Below are 15788 nucleotides of genomic sequence, written 5' to 3'. Positions count from 1 at the left end.
GGCCGTGCTCCTCCCCGCGGGAGGGACACGGCCACCGGCCTTTTCGCACGTCGGCGGGTCCTCAGTGGAAGACCGGGACTCAGTGGAAGAAGTGCCGCGTCCCCGTGAAGTACATCGTCACGCCCGCCTTCTTCGCGGCCTCGACGACCAGCTCGTCACGGACCGAACCGCCCGGCTGCACCACGGCCTTGACGCCCGCGGCGGTCAGGATCTCCAGGCCGTCGGGGAACGGGAAGAACGCGTCGGAGGCGGCGTACGCACCGCGCGCCCGCTCCTCGCCCGCCCGCTCGACCGCGAGCTTCGCGGAGTCGACGCGGTTGACCTGGCCCATGCCGACGCCGACCGAGGCGCCGTCCTTGGCGAGCAGGATCGCGTTGGACTTGACCGCGCGCGACGCCTTCCAGGCGAAGGCGAGTTCGGCGAGCTCGCCGGCGTTCAGGGCGTCGCCCGTGGCGAGCGTCCAGTTGGCGGGGTCGTCGCCCTCGGCCTGCAGGCGGTCGGTGACCTGGAGCAGCGCGCCGCCGTCGATCTGCTTGACCTCGACCTTGCCGGCCGGGGCCTGGTGGGCGCGCAGCACGCGGATGTTCTTCTTCTTGGTGAGGACGTCGAGCGCGCCGTCCTCGTACTCCGGCGCGACGATGACCTCGGTGAAGATGTCGGCGACCTGCTCCGCCATCTCCTTGGAAACCGGGCGGTTCACCGCGATGACGCCGCCGAACGCGGAGAGCGGGTCGCAGGCGTGCGCCTTGCGGTGCGCCTCGGCGACGTTCGCGCCGATCGCGATGCCGCACGGGTTGGCGTGCTTGATGATCGCCACGCAGGGCTCGTCGTGGTCGTACGCGGCACGGCGCGCGGCGTCCGTGTCCGTGTAGTTGTTGTACGACATCTCCTTGCCGTGCAGCTGCTCGGCCTCGGCGAGGCCGCCCGTTCCGTCGACGTAGAGGGCCGCGCCCTGGTGGGGGTTCTCGCCGTAGCGGAGGACGTTCTTGCGCTCGTAGGTGGCGCCGAGGAAACCGGGGTGGCCGGAGTCGTCCGCGGCGGCGTAGTCACCAGCGAACCAGCTCGCCACCGCCACGTCGTACGCGGCGGTGTGCCGGAACGCTTCTGCCGCGAGCCGCTTGCGCGCGGTCAGGTCGAAGCCGCCCGCCTTGGCCGCCGCGAGCACGTCCGCGTACCGCTTCGGGTCGGTGACGACCGCGACCGAGGGGTGGTTCTTGGCGGCGGCGCGGACCATCGAGGGGCCGCCGATGTCGATCTGCTCGACGCACTCGTCGGGCGTGGCCCCCGAGGCGACGGTCTCCTTGAAGGGATACAGGTTCACGACGACGAGCTGGAAGGGCTCGACGCCCAGCTCGTCGAGCTGCCGGCGGTGGTCCTCCAGACGCAGGTCGGCGAGGATGCCCGCGTGGACCTTCGGGTGCAGCGTCTTGACGCGGCCGTCCAGGCACTCGGGGAAGCCGGTGAGCTCCTCGACCTTGGTGACGGGCACCCCGGCGGCGGCGATCCTCGAGGCGGTGGAGCCGGTGGAGACCAGCTCGACGCCCGCTTCGTGCAGCCCGCGCGCGAGCTCTTCCAGGCCGGTCTTGTCGTAGACGCTGACGAGCGCGCGCTTGATGGGGCGCTGCGCCTCGGGGGCGTTCGTAGCTTCGGCGGTCACGGGATAAGAACCTTTCGTCCCTCAATGCGGTAGCCGTGCCGGGCCAGACGCCCCACGACATCGACGAGCAGCGTGCGCTCGACTTCCTTGATGCGCTCGTGCAGAGCGCTCTCGTCGTCCTCGTCCCGGACCTCGATCACGCCCTGGGCGATGATCGGTCCGGTGTCGACGCCGTCGTCGACGAAGTGGACGGTGCAGCCGGTGACCTTCACGCCGTACGCGAGCGCGTCGCGCGCACCGTGGGCCCCCGGAAAGCTGGGCAGCAGCGCGGGGTGCGTGTTCACGAACCGCCCGCCGAAGCGTGCGAGGAACTCCTTCCCCACGATCTTCATGAACCCGGCCGAGACGACCAGGTCGGGCTCGTGCGCGGCGGTCGCCGCGGCCAGGGCCGCGTCCCACTCGTCGCGGGTCGCGTGGTCCTTCACCCGGCAGACGAAGGTGGGGAGCCCGGCGCGCTCGGCACGCTCCAGGCCCACGATGCCGTCGCGGTCGGCGCCCACCGCGACGATCTCGGCCCCGTAGGACTCGGCGCCCTCGGCGTGGATGGTGTCGATCAGGGCCTGCAGATTCGTGCCCGACCCGGAGACCAGCACGACGAGTCGCTTGGGGCGCGCGACCACAGCGCTCTTGGCCACAGCGGGGCCCTTTCTCGGAGGATGCGTCTTCGAACGTGCGTCTTTGTATGGTCGTACGAAGGCTTCGTGCCCCGCGATACGGGGAACTCTACGAAGCGGCCGACCGCCAGCAACGATACCGGCACACGGAACCGCCCCTCACGGGACGGGGGCGCGGGCGGAGGGTAGCGTCTGTGGGAAAGGCGCCTGAATACCGACGAACGCCGCGTTGCCGAGCCGCACACCGGTTCCACCACGGCCCTACCAAGGGGAAGACGCACACCTGATGCCGGACCGTAGCCGCCCTTCGTCTCCACCGCAGGACTCCGACTCCCAGGGGCCGGAGCCCCGGGACACGGACTCCCAGGGAACGGGCAAGGACGACGACAACCCCTTCGCGCCGCCGCCGGAGGGGACACCGGACCGGCCGTGGCAGCCGCGCCGCCCCTCGGGCGACTCCTCGGACGGTTCGTCGGGCAGTTCTCCGGACGGCCGCCCGGACGGGCACTCCTCCTGGGGCAGCCAGTGGAGCGACCGGCAGCCCGGCCGCTCGCAGGGCGGCTTCGGTGAGCGGCCCGGCCAGCAGAACGCCCCCGACCGGGAGACCCCCTCGGGGCCGGGTTCGGGCCCTGGCGGCACGGGCATGCGCTGGGACCCGACGGACCCGTCCCAGCGCCGCGCGCGCTATGCCCTGCTCTCCGGCATGTGGGGCTTCTTCTTCGCCCTGTTCGGCTGGCGCTACCTCGCGCTGCTGCTCGGCGCGCTCGCGCTGATGTGGGCCGTCCAGTCGCTGCGCGCGAAGCCGCGCACGCCGGACCCGACGGCTCCTGCGGCGGCCACGGCCCCCGCGGGCCCGGCGGCCGCGACCGCCCCGGGCGAGCGGCCCCAGGCCGACCCGTCGAGCACCCGCCCGCAGACGACGGCCGCGATCAGCGGACTGGTGACGGGCGGACTGGCGCTGCTCATGGTGGCGGCGACGTTCACGGCGCAGCTCGTGTACCGCGACTACTACACGTGCGTGGACGACGCGCTCACCAACGTGTCGAAGCAGTCCTGCGAGGACCAGCTGCCGAAGCCGCTGCGGCCGCTTCTGGGGGAGCAGGACTAGGGGTTCTGGGGCGGGCAGGACTAGGGGCTGTTCCCCGGCGGGGAGTTCGCGGGGGTTCGCAGGAGTTCGCGGGAGTTCGCGGTCTCCTTGGCCGGGGTGGTGAAGCAGCGAGGAGCGGCGGTTCAGGGCAGGTCCGGGCGATCCGGGCGCTGCTCCCCCGCCTCCTTCAGCGCTTTCCAGCGTGCTTCCCGGGCGGCGTCGTCGTGCCAGGGGGCGGCTTCGCGGGGGCTCGGGTCGGCCGGTGCGGTCTGGGTTGCGGGTGCGGCCTTCGTTGCGGGTGCGGCCGGTGCTGCCGGTTCGGCCTGCGTTGCGGGCGCTGCGGGTTCGGCCGGTGCGGCCGGTTCGGCCTGGCTGTCCGGTGCGGGGAGTACGTCGACCGCTTCCGGCTCGGGGGCCGTGCCCTCCACGGGCAATGCGCCCTCCCCAGGCAACACGTCCTCGGCCGGGACCTCCCCGGACCCCGCATCCACCCCTTCCCCCCCTTCCCCCGCCACGGCATCCCCCGCCGCCCGCCCGGTCCACGGAAGCCGCCCGCGCCCGGACCCCGCCCACGGCATCCGAGGGCGTGGCAGCCGTGGCCGGGGCACCCGTAGCGACGGCAACGCGAACCGCCGCAGCCACGCCCGCCGCTCCCTGCCGGACGGCACCCGCAGCCGCCACGCCCGCAGGCCCAGCGCCACGGGCACCCCGACCGCCGCCGCCCAGGCCAGCGCCGCCGCCCCCGCCTGCCACCACACCGGCCCGAACTCGGCGAGCACCGCCACCCCCATCGGCCCGCCCGCCACCGCCGCGAGCCCGGCCGTCAGCACCGCGCACACCACCGCCGCCAGCACCGCCCCCACGGCCGTCCGCCCCGCCGACCACGCCTCGGCCCGCTCCCCGAAGGCGGGCGCCGCCGCCCGGGCCGTGCACCACGCCACCGCGAGCCCCGCCGCCACGGGCACCGCCGCGGCCGACCAGGTCAGCGGTGTGCCGGGACCCGCCGACGGCAGCGCCGCAAGGAGCGGGAAGGGAGGCAGCAGGGACGGCGCGGCCCCGGCGGCGAGGGGGCCCGCGACCGTCCCGGTGCCGAGCGCGAAGCCGGGCCCGAGACCGTAGGAGGCGCCCCAGACCGCGGCGTTCGGCACCAGCGCGAGGGCGAGCAGCAGCACCGCGACCCGCCCCGACCACACGTCCGTGAGCTGCCCGAAGGAGGCCTGCACGGGACCGGCGTGCAGGACGAGCGACACCGCGACGAGCAACGCCCCGCCGCCGACGAGCACCGCGGCACCCGCCGCGCCCGCCCGGGCGACGGCCACCGCCCGGCGACGTACGACGAAGCCGCCCACGAACGCGCCGTGCGCCCCGTCGGCCCGGGCGTTCCGCGGGCGGCCCAGGGACGGCCCCAGTGACGCCGGCAGCGGCCCGTGCGGGCGGCCCCGCGCGGTCCACACCCCGACAGCGGCCGCGCCCGCCGCGAGAAGCGGCACGCGCACGGCCACGCTGACCCAGTCGGGCCGCAGCGCACCGCCGGTCGCGTACAGCGCGGCGGCCGCGGCGACCAGCAGATACCCGGCCACCACCCCGCTCCACGCGGTCCGCACCGCGTGCCCGACCCCCGTGGGCGCGGTCGCGTCCCGCGCGGCCCGGTGCAGCAGCCAGCCGGGCAGGACGACGAGGAGCAGCGGTGCCACACCGATCGGCGCGGCCGCCCCGGTGAGCGTGTCCGTTCTGATCAGCTCCGTGCCGTGGGCGAGGAGCCACAGCCCGGCCGCGACGTGCAGGGCGCCCGAGGGACCGCTGTCCGGGTACGGCGAGGTGATCCACAGCATCATCACCAGGACGGCGGACGAGCCGAGGCCGAGGCCGGCGGCGACGGCTCCGCCCAGCATGCAGGCGGCCAGGCCGGGCGGACGATCGTGGGCCGGTTCGCGCTGCGGCTCCGCGGGGGGCAACGAGGCGTGAGGGTCGGTCGTCTGCATCACGCGGCCATGGTCCCAACGACACGCGCTTTCTTCTCGTAACAGGCGAATACCGGATGTGTCGCCCAATATACGTTTATGTACTTTTTTCGTACAGCGGGTCGGCCGTGCCCGGTCCCCCGCCGTACGTCGGCCCACGGTGCGGAGATTCCGACATGCCCCAGAGCCCTGCCACGCCTCTGCCGTCCCCCAAGGAACGCCGCAGGCTGCGCGAGGCGAAGTCGCTGAGCCAGGCCGACCTCGCCGCGAGGATCGGCGTCACACGCGAAACCGTGCGCTCCTGGGAGACGGGCCGCACGGCCCCTCGGGGCCGCAAGCGTGAGGCGTACGGGAAGTTCCTGACCGCGGCGGCCGAGGAACAGAAGGCCCGGGAGCAGGTCCCGGAGGTCCCGGAGCACGACGCCCGGGAGCAGAGGAAGACCTCGCCCGAACGGGGCCGGGTGCCGGGATGGGCACGGTCCGCCGACGGCGGGAAGTCACGGTCGAGGCCACAGCCCGCCGCCAAGCGCGCGGCGAAGCCGAGGACTCCGACGCCGGTGGCGGCCGCGGCCCCCGCGGTGACCGGCCACGCCCACGCGCGTTCGGCCCCGGTGACGACCGTTCCCGAGCCCGCCGCACCCCACGCCTTCGCTCCCGTCTCCACCCCCGCCGAGGCGTTCGACACCCTCTGTGCGCAGTGCGCCCCCGGCCTCGTACGCCAGGCGTATCTGCTCACCGGGCGGCGGGATCTCGCCCAGGAGTCGGTGGAGCGCGCCTTCCAGCTGGCGTGGCAGCGCTGGCCCGAGGTGGCGGTGGACCGGGACCCCGCGGGCTGGGTGCGCGCGGCGGCGTACGAGTACGCGATGGCTCCCTGGCACCGCTTCCGCCCCGGCCGACGGCACCCGGACGCGCCGCCCTCGTCCGAGGGCGACCGCGCCTTCCTCGACGTCCTCCTGAGCCTGCCGCCCGCGCAGCGCCGCACCCTGATGCTCTACGACGGCGTCGGCCTCGACCTGCCCGAGACCGCGGCCGAGACGGAGGCGAGCACGCCCGCCACCGCGTACCGCCTGCTGAACGCGCGCGAGACGATCTCCGAGCGGCTGCCGGAGCTGGCCGACCCCGAGGAACTGCACCGGCGCCTGGACGAGACCGGCAGGGCCGAGCGGCTGCGGCTCCCCAAGGCGGAGCGCATCCGCACGGGCAGCGAGCACCGCGCCCGGTTCTGGACGCGCGCGGCGATCGCCTTCACGACCCTGATCGTCGGCGCGACGGCCCTGACCCTGCGCCACGCCCCCACGCAGTACGAACCCCCGCAGGCCCCCGGCCGAGCCATCAGCGGAGTCCCCCCGCACATGGGCCCGGGCCCGTTCTCCCAGGAGGACCAGGCCCTCCGCACGAAACTCCGCACGGAACTCACGACGGGCCCCAACAAACTGACCCCCAGCACGGAATAACAGCACAGGGGCCCGGTTCCTAGGGCCCACCCAAGGGGCGCGGGGAACTGCGCAAGAAAACCCCCGCCCCCACCACCCCGCACACAACAGCAAACGCAAAGGCAACAGCAAACGCAAAAGTGGGCCCGCACCTGGCAAAAGGTGCGGGCCCACTTCAAAAGAACTGCTAAGGCAACCTCAGCCCGCGAGGATCGCCCGCGCAAGCTTAGCCGTCTCCGTCGGCGTCTTGCCGACCTTGACGCCCGCAGCCTCGAGCGCTTCCTTCTTGGCCTGCGCCGTACCGGAGGAGCCCGAGACGATGGCACCGGCGTGGCCCATGGTCTTGCCCTCGGGCGCGGTGAAGCCGGCGACGTAGCCGACGACCGGCTTCGTCACGTTGGCCTTGATGTAGTCCGCCGCACGCTCCTCCGCGTCGCCGCCGATCTCGCCGATCATGACGATCAGGTCGGTCTCGGGGTCGGCCTCGAACGCCTCGAGGGCGTCGATGTGCGTCGTACCGATGACGGGGTCGCCACCGATGCCGACGGCCGAGGAGAAGCCGATGTCACGGAGCTCGTACATCATCTGGTACGTCAGCGTGCCGGACTTCGAGACCAGGCCGATGCGGCCCGGCTTCGTGATGTCGCCCGGGATGATGCCGGCGTTCGACTGGCCCGGGGTGATGAGACCGGGGCAGTTCGGGCCGATGATGCGGGTCTTGTTGCCCTTCGACTTCGCGTACGCCCAGAAGGCGGCGGAGTCGTGGACGGCGATGCCCTCGGTGATGACGACGGCGAGGGGGATCTCGGCGTCGATCGCCTCGACGACGGCGGCCTTGGAGAAGGCCGGCGGCACGAAGAGGACGGACACGTTGGCGCCCGTGGCCTCCATGGCCTCCTTGACCGAGCCGAAGACCGGTACCTCGGTGCCGTCGAAGTCGACCTTCGTGCCCGCCTTGCGCGGGTTCACGCCGCCGACGATGTTGGTGCCGTCACCCAGCATGAGCTTGGTGTGCTTCATGCCCGTGGCACCGGTCATGCCCTGGACGATGACCTTGCTGTCCTTGTTGAGGAAGATAGCCATGGCTGTTCTGTCCCTCGTCCCTTACTTCGCGGCCGCGAGCTCGGCGGCCTTGTCGGCCGCGCCGTCCATGGTGTCCACGCGCTGCACGAGCGGGTGGTTGGCGTCGCTCAGGATCTTGCGACCCAGCTCCGCGTTGTTGCCGTCGAGGCGCACGACCAGCGGCTTCTCGACCTTCTCGCCCTTGGAGGCGAGCAGTTCCAGGGCCTGCACGATGCCGTTGGCGACCTCGTCGCACGCGGTGATGCCACCGAAGACGTTGACGAAGACGGACTTGACGTCCGAGTCGCCGAGGATGATTTCCAGGCCGTTCGCCATGACCTCGGCGGAGGCGCCGCCGCCGATGTCGAGGAAGTTGGCGGGCTTCACGCCGCCGTGGTTCTCACCGGCGTACGCGACGACGTCCAGGGTCGACATGACCAGACCGGCGCCGTTGCCGATGATGCCGACCTCGCCGTCCAGCTTGACGTAGTTGAGGTTCTTGGCCTTGGCGGCAGCCTCGAGCGGGTTGGCTGCGGCCTTGTCCTCAAGAGCCTCGTGGTCGGCCTGGCGGAAGTCGGCGTTCTCGTCGAGCGAGACCTTGCCGTCCAGGGCCAGGATGCGGCCGTCCTTGGTCTTCACCAGCGGGTTGACCTCGACGAGGAGCGCGTCCTCGGCGACGAAGGTGTCCCACAGGGTCACCATCGCCTCGGCGACGCCCTCGGCCACCTCGGCCGGGAACTTCGCCTGGGCCACGATCTCGCGGGCCTTCTCGATGTTCACGCCCTCGACGGCGTTGACCGGGACCTTCGCGAGGGCCTCGGGGGTCTTCTCCGCGACCTCCTCGATGTCCATGCCGCCCTGCACCGACGCCATGGCCAGGAAGGTGCGGTTGGTGCGGTCGAGAAGGTACGAGACGTAGTACTCCGCCTCGATCTCCGGAGACAGCTCGGCGATCATCACCTTGTGGACCGTGTGGCCCTTGATGTCCATGCCGAGGATGTCCGTCGCGCGAGCGACGGCCTCGTCCGGGTTCGCCGCCAGCTTCACGCCGCCGGCCTTGCCGCGGCCACCGACCTTCACCTGCGCCTTGACGACCGACTTGCCGCCCAGTCGCTCGGTGGCCTCGCGCGCCGCCTCAGGCGTGTCGATGACTTCACCGGCCAGCACCGGTACACCGTGCTTGGCGAAGAGGTCCCTCGCCTGGTACTCGAACAGGTCCACGCGCGTCCGTCCCTTATCCGTGATCTCGCTGCGATCTCGCTGCTTTGGTGTCAGCTGTCTGCATGGGCGTGCCGCGGAGGGCAACGTGACTGCGCTGTCACAAGGGAGGCGTAGGACGGAGTCCAATACGCGGCATGTCCGTCTCGCAGGTTATCGCCGCAGGACGTGGGTCCCTAAATCACAGATCACATTTGGGCGGTGATGACGGTCACAGATCGCGTGGTCACCGCGGCAGAACCGGCGGCCGCGGTGGTGGCCCGGCGACCCCTGTGACGTCGGAGGCCGCCTGTTCGCTCTGATTGCTCCCGCGACCACGTCACCGCGTTCTCTTCATGACGTTCCCTGCACGGTGTTCCCGGCATCACGTCCCGGTCGCCGGGTCCGGTATAGGGAGCGGCCGCTTCTCGATCGCCGCGGCCATCACCTCCGGGAAGAGGTCCGGGGTGCAGGCGAAGGCCGGCGCGTCCAGGGCGGCGAGCGCGGCGGCGTGCTCGCGGTCGTACGCGGGCGTCCCCTCGTCGGAGAGCGCGAGCAGCGTCACGAACTGCACTCCGGACGCCTTCATCGCCGCGACCCGCTTCAGCATCTCGTCCCGTATGCCTCCTTCGTAGAGGTCGCTGATGAGGACGACGATCGTGTCGGCGGGGCGGCTGATCTGCGACTGGCAGTACGCGAGGGCGCGGTTGATGTCCGTGCCGCCGCCCAGCTGCGTGCCGAAGAGGACGTCGACCGGGTCGTCGAGCTGCTCGGTGAGGTCGACGACGTTCGTGTCGAAGACGACGAGCCGGGTGTCCAGCGAGCGCATCGAGCCGAGGACGGCGCCGAACACCGAGGCGTAGACCACGGACGCCGCCATCGAGCCGGACTGGTCGATGCAGAGGATGACGTCCTTCTTCACCGACCGGGACGCCCGCCCGTACCCGATGAGGCGCTCGGGGACGATCGTCCGGTGCTCCGGCAGGTAGTTCTTGAGGTTGACCGCGATCGTGCGGTTCCAGTCGATGTCGTGGTGGCGCGGTCTGCTGACGCGGGCGCTGCGGTCGAGGGCGCCGGTCAGCGCGGAGCGGGTCCGTGTCGCGAGCCGCTTCTCCAGGTCCTCGACGACCTTGCGCACGACGGCGCGCGCGGTCTCCTTGGTCGTCTCCGGCATGGCCTTGTTCAGCGAGAGCAGCGTCCCCACCAGATGTACGTCCGCCTCGACGGCTTCCAGCATCTCGGGCTCCAGGAGCAGCGCGGAGAGCCCGAGGCGGTCGATCGCGTCGCGCTGCATGACCTGGACGACGGACGAAGGGAAGTACGTACGGATGTCGCCGAGCCAGCGCGCCACGGACGGCGCCGACGCCCCGAGCCCCGCGGAACGGTCCCGCCCCCGGCTGTCCTTCCCGCCTCCTCCGTAGAGCGCGGTCAGCGCCCCGTCCATCGCCGCGTCCCGGCCGGAGAGCGCGTGGCCCGTCCCGTCCGCGCTGTCGCCGCCCAGCACGAGCCGCCACCGCCGCAGGCGCTCATCGGTCGAGCCGGTCATCCCGCCACCCCCACAAGCCCGTTGCCGCCCTGCCTCATGTCACCGGTCTCCATACCGCCGGTCCCGGCACCCGTCTCCCCCCGCGCCCCTGGCCCGGGAGCCGTCGCGAGGCCGAGCAGCAGGCGCACGACCGGCACGACGGCGTCCGCGCGCGGGGCGTCGATCTCCTCGGCGAAGCCGGGCACACCGGCCCCCGCGCCGCCGCCCGCGACGGCCCCGGCCGCGGGCCCGCGCCGCACCAGCTCGCCCAACGTCCGCCGCACTCCCGGTTCGTACGCCGAGAAGGTGCGCCGCAACAACGGCAGTACGTCGGTGAAGGCGCCGTCCGACACCCCGCACAGCCACGCGTCGACCAGGCCGAGCAGCCGCTCGTCGTGCACCAGGAGCATGCCGCCGCCCGTACCGCCCCCGACGAACCCCTCGATCCAGGCGGCCCCTTCGGCGGGCGCGCTCCCCCGGGAGAGCGCGCGGCCCATGAGCCGGGCCACGTCCTCGTCCCCCAGCTCCCCGCCGTCCAGCAACAGCCGCACGCACCGTCCCCGTACGACCCCGGCGACCCCCTCCCGCCGGGCGAGCACCCGCAGCACGGAGACCCACCGGGCCCGCACGCCCCGCGCCGCGGCGGGGCCGGACGACGGCGGTGACTGCTGTGACAGGTGTGGTGGCTGTGACGGCTGTGGTGACTGTGACGACTGTGACGGCGGCGTCAACTCCCCCAGCAGCGCCACCGCCTGGTGCACGGCGTCGACGTGTCCCCGCATCTCCAGGGCCGCCTCCGCGTCCAGCCCCGCGCAGGCGGGCGGCAGCCCCACGAAGATCCGCTCGGCGAGCCCGAGGGCCACGTCGCCGAGGGCCTCCGTACCGGTCCCCCGGACGTCGCCGTACCGCAGGGACCGCACGAGCGCGGGCAGGGCCTGCGCGAGGTGCCCGACGTCCGTGTCCAGCGCCGCCCGGTCCGCGAGCACCCGCATCACCACGCGCGACGCGTCCGGCAGCTCCGCCAGCAGGCACCGCTCGGCGAGCGCGGTGACGGCGGCGAGGGTCCCCGCCCCGACCGCGTCGGACGAGGCCTTGCCGGTGGCCGCGCCGAGGACCGTGGTCCCCCAGACCCCCGCCTCCGCGACCCGCACGGACAGCTCGGGCTCCCACCGCAGCCGCCAGGTCTCGCGGAAGGTCCCGGTGCTCCCCCGGGACACCGCGGGATCGCCCCAGTCGACGCCGAGCAGCCGCAGCCGGTGCAGCAGCCTGCTGCGCGCCGCGTCGGTCTCCTTTCGGAGGTCGAGCTCCAGGTCGCGCTCCAGCGCCTCCGGTTTGAGGCGCAGTCTGCGCTGGAGCCGGGTCAGGTCGCGCTGCAACGGGACCGCGGGCGCCGCCTCGGGCACCTCACCCAGCACGTCCCCGACGACGAGCTTGTCGTGCACGAGGGCGAGCGGCACGTCGGAGCCCTCGCACATCACCGCCCGCACGGCGTCGGTCGTCTCGGTGAGCCCGGCCAGCGGCCGCCCCCGCATCGCGGCGAGCGTGTCGGCGAGCCGCACCGCTTCGATGACGTGCGCGGACGAGACCAGCCGGTCCTCGTCGCGCAGCAGCCCCGCGACCTTCGTCATCCACCGTTCGAGGGGGCGGTCCGGGGCGGCGAACAGGTGGCCGTACCACCCGGGGGAGGCGATGCCGGCGCCGTACCCGCTGGCGCGGGAGAGCCTGCGGTGGGTCCAGGGCACCCACGTCATCTCGGCCTTCACCTTGGGCAGCCCCTTGAGCAGCGCCCGGTCGGCGGCCACGGTCGTCTTCCGGCGCAGCGCCGGAACGTGCCAGGCCCCGCACACGACGGCGACCCGCCCGGGCCCGAACTGCCTTGCCGCGGACCGCGTCTGGAGCCTCATGTACGCCTCGCGCACCAGGTCGCGGCCGTGCCCGCCGTCTCCGTAGGCCTCGCGCAGGGCGGCCATCGCCTCGCCGAGCGCCTCGAACGGCGCGAACGCGTCGCCTGCCGTCCCCCGGTGCTCGACGACGTCCTCCCACCAGCGCTCGGGGTCGTCGTACCCCGCGGTCTCCGCGAGGACGGCGACGGGGTCCACCCGTACGTCACCCCCTGCGTCGGGGTTCTGCCCGTCGTCGTCCTCGGCGCGCAGGGCGAGCGAGTGTGCCGCCGGGAGGTCGATGAAGCGCACCGGCACCCGCCGTCCGAGGGCCCACCGGATGGCGACCCACTCCGGGGAGAACTCCGCGAGCGGCCAGAACGCCGAGCGGCCCGGCTCGTCCGCCACGTGCGCGAGCAGCGCGACGGGCGGCCGCATCGCCTCGTCGGCGGCGAGGTCCACCAGCGCGTCCGCCTCCGGAGGGCCCTCGACGAGGACGACGTCGGGCCGCGCCTCGTCGAGCGCGGCCCGCACGGCACGCGCGGAGCCGGGCCCGTGGTGCCGCACACCGAGGAGCAGCGGTTCCTGCGCACCCGCACCCGCACCCGGACCCGGACCGGCATGCACCCGCGTGCTCGTGTCCGCGTCCTTGTCCGCGTCCCCGCTCGTCATGCGCTCACCTCGCGGCACGCGCGGTAGAAGTCCTTCCAGCCGTCCCGCTCCCGCACGACCGCCTCCAGGTACTCCTGCCAGATCACGCGGTCCGCCGCCGGGTCGCGCACGACCGCGCCGAGGATGCCGGCCGCCACGTCGCCGGGGCGCAGCACGCCGTCCCCGAAGTGGGCCGCCAGCGCCAGGCCGTTGGTGACGACGGAGATCGCCTCGGCCGTGGACAGGGTGCCGCTGGGCGACTTCACCTTCGTACGGCCGTCCGCCGTGACGCCGTCGCGCAGTTCACGGAAGACGGTGACCACGCGGCGTATCTCGTCGATGCCCTCCGGGCCCGTCGGCAGGTCGAGGGAGCGGCCGATCTGGTCGACGCGGCGCGAGACGATGTCGACCTCGGCCTCGGCGCTCTCGGGCAGCGGCAGGACGACGGTGTTGAAGCGGCGGCGCAGGGCGCTCGACAGGTCGTTGACCCCGCGGTCCCGGTCGTTGGCGGTCGCGATGAGGTTGAAGCCGCCGACGGCCTGCACCTCCTGACCCAACTCCGGGATCGGCAGCGTCTTTTCCGACAGGATCGTGATCAGCGTGTCCTGCACGTCGGCCGGGATGCGGGTCAGCTCCTCGACGCGCGCCGTCATGCCCTCGGCCATCGCCCGCATGACGGGGCTGGGCACGAGCGCGTCGCGGCTGGGGCCGTGCGCGAGCAGCTGGGCGTAGTTCCAGCCGTACCGGATGGCTTCCTCCGGTGTGCCCGCCGTGCCCTGCACCAGGAGGGTCGAGTCGCCGCTGACCGCGGCGGCGAGGTGCTCCGACACCCAGGTCTTGGCGGTGCCGGGCACGCCGAGCAGCAGCAGGGCGCGGTCGGTGGCGAGCGTGGTGACGGCGACCTCGACGATGCGGCGCGGTCCCACGTACTTGGGGGTGATCACCGTGCCGTCGGGCAGGGTGCCACCGAGCAGATACGTCGCGACGGCCCACGGCGAGAGCTTCCAGCGCCGCGGCCTCGGCCGGTCGTCCTGCGCGGCGAGCGCCGTCAGTTCGGCGGCGAAGGCGTCCTCGGCGTGCGGCCGCAGGACCTGCGCGCCGTCGGTGGAGCCGGGCGCGGAACCGGATGCGGGCGCGGGCCGACGCGCGGTCGCGGACGTCGTCGAGTCGACGGAAACGGTCATGGAGCGATCCCCCTCCAGCTCGTCCGGACGCATCTGGCCCGGAGATGTCTCCACCGTGCACCACGCCACTGACAATCGACCGTCGCACGGCTCCGACCTGGCCGGATATGCAGCGCGGAGCTGATTGTCAGTGGCGGCGCCTACCTTCGAGACATGACTCAGCAGGGGGTGCGCTGGACGGCGGATCAGGTGCTCGCACTGGCTCCTGACGCCCCGTCACGCAAGGCGGGAAGCAAACTCGGCGTCGCCGGCCCATGGTCGGAGGCGGGCAGCTCTGGCGAGGGGACGGTGTGGGGGCTGTGCAAGGGCAGTGGCAGCAAGCCGTATCAGACGGTCGTCGACATCGCGGACACGGCGGGTCCGGCGTACAAGTGCAGTTGTCCGAGCCGCAAGTTCCCGTGCAAGCACGCGCTGGGGCTGCTGCTGGTCTGGGCGGGAGCGGACGGCACGGTTCCGGAGAACGGCGAGCCACCGGCATGGGCCGAGGAGTGGCTGGCCGCGCGCCGCACGAGAGCGGAGACCAGACGGAGCCCGGCCACCGAGCCCACCGCCCCGGCCGACCCCGAGGCCGCGCGCAGAAGGGCGGAGAAGCGGGCCGAGCGGATCACCGCGGGGGCGACGGAGCTGGAGCAGCGCCTGTCCGACCTGCTCCGTAGCGGTATCGCGACGGCCGAACAGGCGGGGTACGGCCTGTGGGAGGAGACGGCGGCCCGCATGGTCGACGCCCAGGCACCAGGCCTCGCCGCGCGGGTGCGGGAGTTGGGGGCGATACCCGCGTCCGGCCCCGGCTGGCCGACGCGTCTCCTGGAGGAGTGCGCGCTGCTCCACCTCCTCGACCAGGGCTGGCTCCACCGCGACCGGCTGCCGGACGAACTGGCCGCGACGGTCCGCTCCCGCATGGGCCTGCCCGCCCAGCCGCAGGGCCCGCCGGTACGGGACCGCTGGCTGGTCCTCGCGCAGTACGACACGGCGGACAGCAGACTCACCACCCGCCGCATCTGGCTGTACGGCATGGAGACGGGCCGTCCCGCGCTGCTCCTCTCGTACGGAGCGGCAGGCCGCGCACCCGCGCTCGCCCTGCCCGTGGGCCTCGCCCTCGATGCCGAGGTGACCACCTATCCGGGCGCGGGACAGCCGCGCGCGGACCTGGGCGAACAGTTCACGGCTCCGGTGCCCACCACGCACCGTCCGCCGGGCGTACGGACGGACGAGGCCGCCGCCCGCTACGGCGAGGCGTTGCGCGGCGACCCGTGGCTGGAGTCGTGGCCGGTGACCCTCGCCGACGTCGTACCGACCCGGGCCGACGACTCCTGGCAACTGGCCGACGCCGACGGCGACTCCGCGCTGCCCCTGGCGCCGTTCGCCCTGTCGAGGCCAGGCCTGTGGCGCATGGTCGCCGTCTCCGGAGGCGCCCCGCTGACCGTGTTCGGCGAGTGCGGGCACGAAGGCTTCACCCCGCTGGCGGCCTGGCCGCAGGACTCAGGAGAGACGGTGTCGCTGTGCTGACCGACGCATACGGGGAGAACGGACAGCGGGA

Annotated in this window: 11 protein-coding genes; 3 read left to right on the top strand and 8 right to left on the bottom strand. The window is 73.2% G+C overall.

Translation table 11 applies throughout. The features are described 5' to 3' along the window. Positions 1 to 79: 79 nt before the first annotated feature. Both purH and purN read right to left on the bottom strand, forming a co-directional pair. The gene (purH, locus tag ACZ69I_RS14580) at positions 80 to 1657 is read right to left on the bottom strand and encodes a bifunctional phosphoribosylaminoimidazolecarboxamide formyltransferase/IMP cyclohydrolase (RefSeq protein ID WP_470832375.1); all 1578 of its coding nucleotides are present in this window, start codon (positions 1655 to 1657) and stop codon (positions 80 to 82) included. Continuing rightward, positions 1654 to 2292 carry a phosphoribosylglycinamide formyltransferase gene (gene purN / locus ACZ69I_RS14575; protein ID WP_467670299.1) on the bottom strand — a complete coding sequence of 213 codons (639 nt, stop codon included), beginning with the start codon at positions 2290 to 2292 and terminating at the stop codon, positions 1654 to 1656. The genes purH and purN overlap by 4 nt, the downstream gene beginning before the upstream one ends. A 265-nt stretch (positions 2293 to 2557) precedes the next feature. Here purN and ACZ69I_RS14570 point away from each other — a divergent pair, with 265 nt between their 5' ends. After that, positions 2558 to 3379, top strand: a complete 822-nt coding sequence (locus ACZ69I_RS14570; RefSeq protein ID WP_467670301.1) for a hypothetical protein — start codon at positions 2558 to 2560, stop codon at positions 3377 to 3379. 122 nt (positions 3380 to 3501) lie between these two features. On the opposite strand, the gene ACZ69I_RS14565 is transcribed toward ACZ69I_RS14570, so the two are convergent. Continuing rightward, on the bottom strand, positions 3502 to 5340 hold the full coding sequence (locus ACZ69I_RS14565; protein ID WP_470832454.1) for a cell division protein PerM: 1839 nt from the start codon (positions 5338 to 5340) through the stop codon (positions 3502 to 3504). Between the two features lie 155 nt (positions 5341 to 5495). On the opposite strand from ACZ69I_RS14565, the gene ACZ69I_RS14560 reads away from it, so the two are divergent. Beyond that, positions 5496 to 6773 carry a helix-turn-helix domain-containing protein gene (locus tag ACZ69I_RS14560; RefSeq protein WP_470832373.1) on the top strand — a complete coding sequence of 426 codons (1278 nt, stop codon included), beginning with the start codon at positions 5496 to 5498 and terminating at the stop codon, positions 6771 to 6773. Between the two features lie 177 nt (positions 6774 to 6950). Here the strand turns inward: ACZ69I_RS14560 and sucD are convergent, their stop codons facing one another. The 5 genes from sucD to ACZ69I_RS14535 all read right to left on the bottom strand — a co-directional run bounded on the left by sucD (position 6951) and on the right by ACZ69I_RS14535 (position 14251). Next, entirely contained in the window at positions 6951 to 7835 is an 885-nt protein-coding gene (gene sucD, locus ACZ69I_RS14555) for a succinate--CoA ligase subunit alpha (protein ID WP_470832371.1), read from the bottom strand. Between the two features lie 21 nt (positions 7836 to 7856). After that, positions 7857 to 9035, bottom strand: coding sequence for an ADP-forming succinate--CoA ligase subunit beta (sucC, locus tag ACZ69I_RS14550; RefSeq protein WP_467670305.1), 1179 nt, complete (start codon positions 9033 to 9035; stop codon positions 7857 to 7859). A gap of 361 nt (positions 9036 to 9396) precedes the next feature. After that, positions 9397 to 10557: a VWA domain-containing protein gene (locus ACZ69I_RS14545; RefSeq protein ID WP_470832369.1), complete on the bottom strand. Its 1161-nt coding sequence runs from the start codon at positions 10555 to 10557 to the stop codon at positions 9397 to 9399. Further along, entirely contained in the window at positions 10554 to 13088 is a 2535-nt protein-coding gene (locus tag ACZ69I_RS14540) for a DUF5682 family protein (protein WP_470832367.1), read from the bottom strand. The genes ACZ69I_RS14545 and ACZ69I_RS14540 overlap by 4 nt, the downstream gene beginning before the upstream one ends. Further along, entirely contained in the window at positions 13085 to 14251 is a 1167-nt protein-coding gene (locus ACZ69I_RS14535) for an ATP-binding protein (RefSeq protein WP_467670311.1), read from the bottom strand. Before ACZ69I_RS14535 ends, ACZ69I_RS14540 begins: the two co-directional genes overlap by 4 nt. Positions 14252 to 14404: 153 nt before the next feature. Between ACZ69I_RS14535 and ACZ69I_RS14530 the strand changes: the two genes are divergently transcribed. Then, positions 14405 to 15757, top strand: coding sequence for an SWIM zinc finger family protein (locus ACZ69I_RS14530; RefSeq protein WP_470832365.1), 1353 nt, complete (start codon positions 14405 to 14407; stop codon positions 15755 to 15757). Positions 15758 to 15788 lie beyond the last annotated feature (31 nt).

This window comes from Streptomyces sp. NPDC036815 (assembly GCF_055609205.1).
The sequence above is the reverse complement of the archived record's forward strand: the minus strand, read 5'-3'. Positions and strand labels throughout refer to the sequence as shown.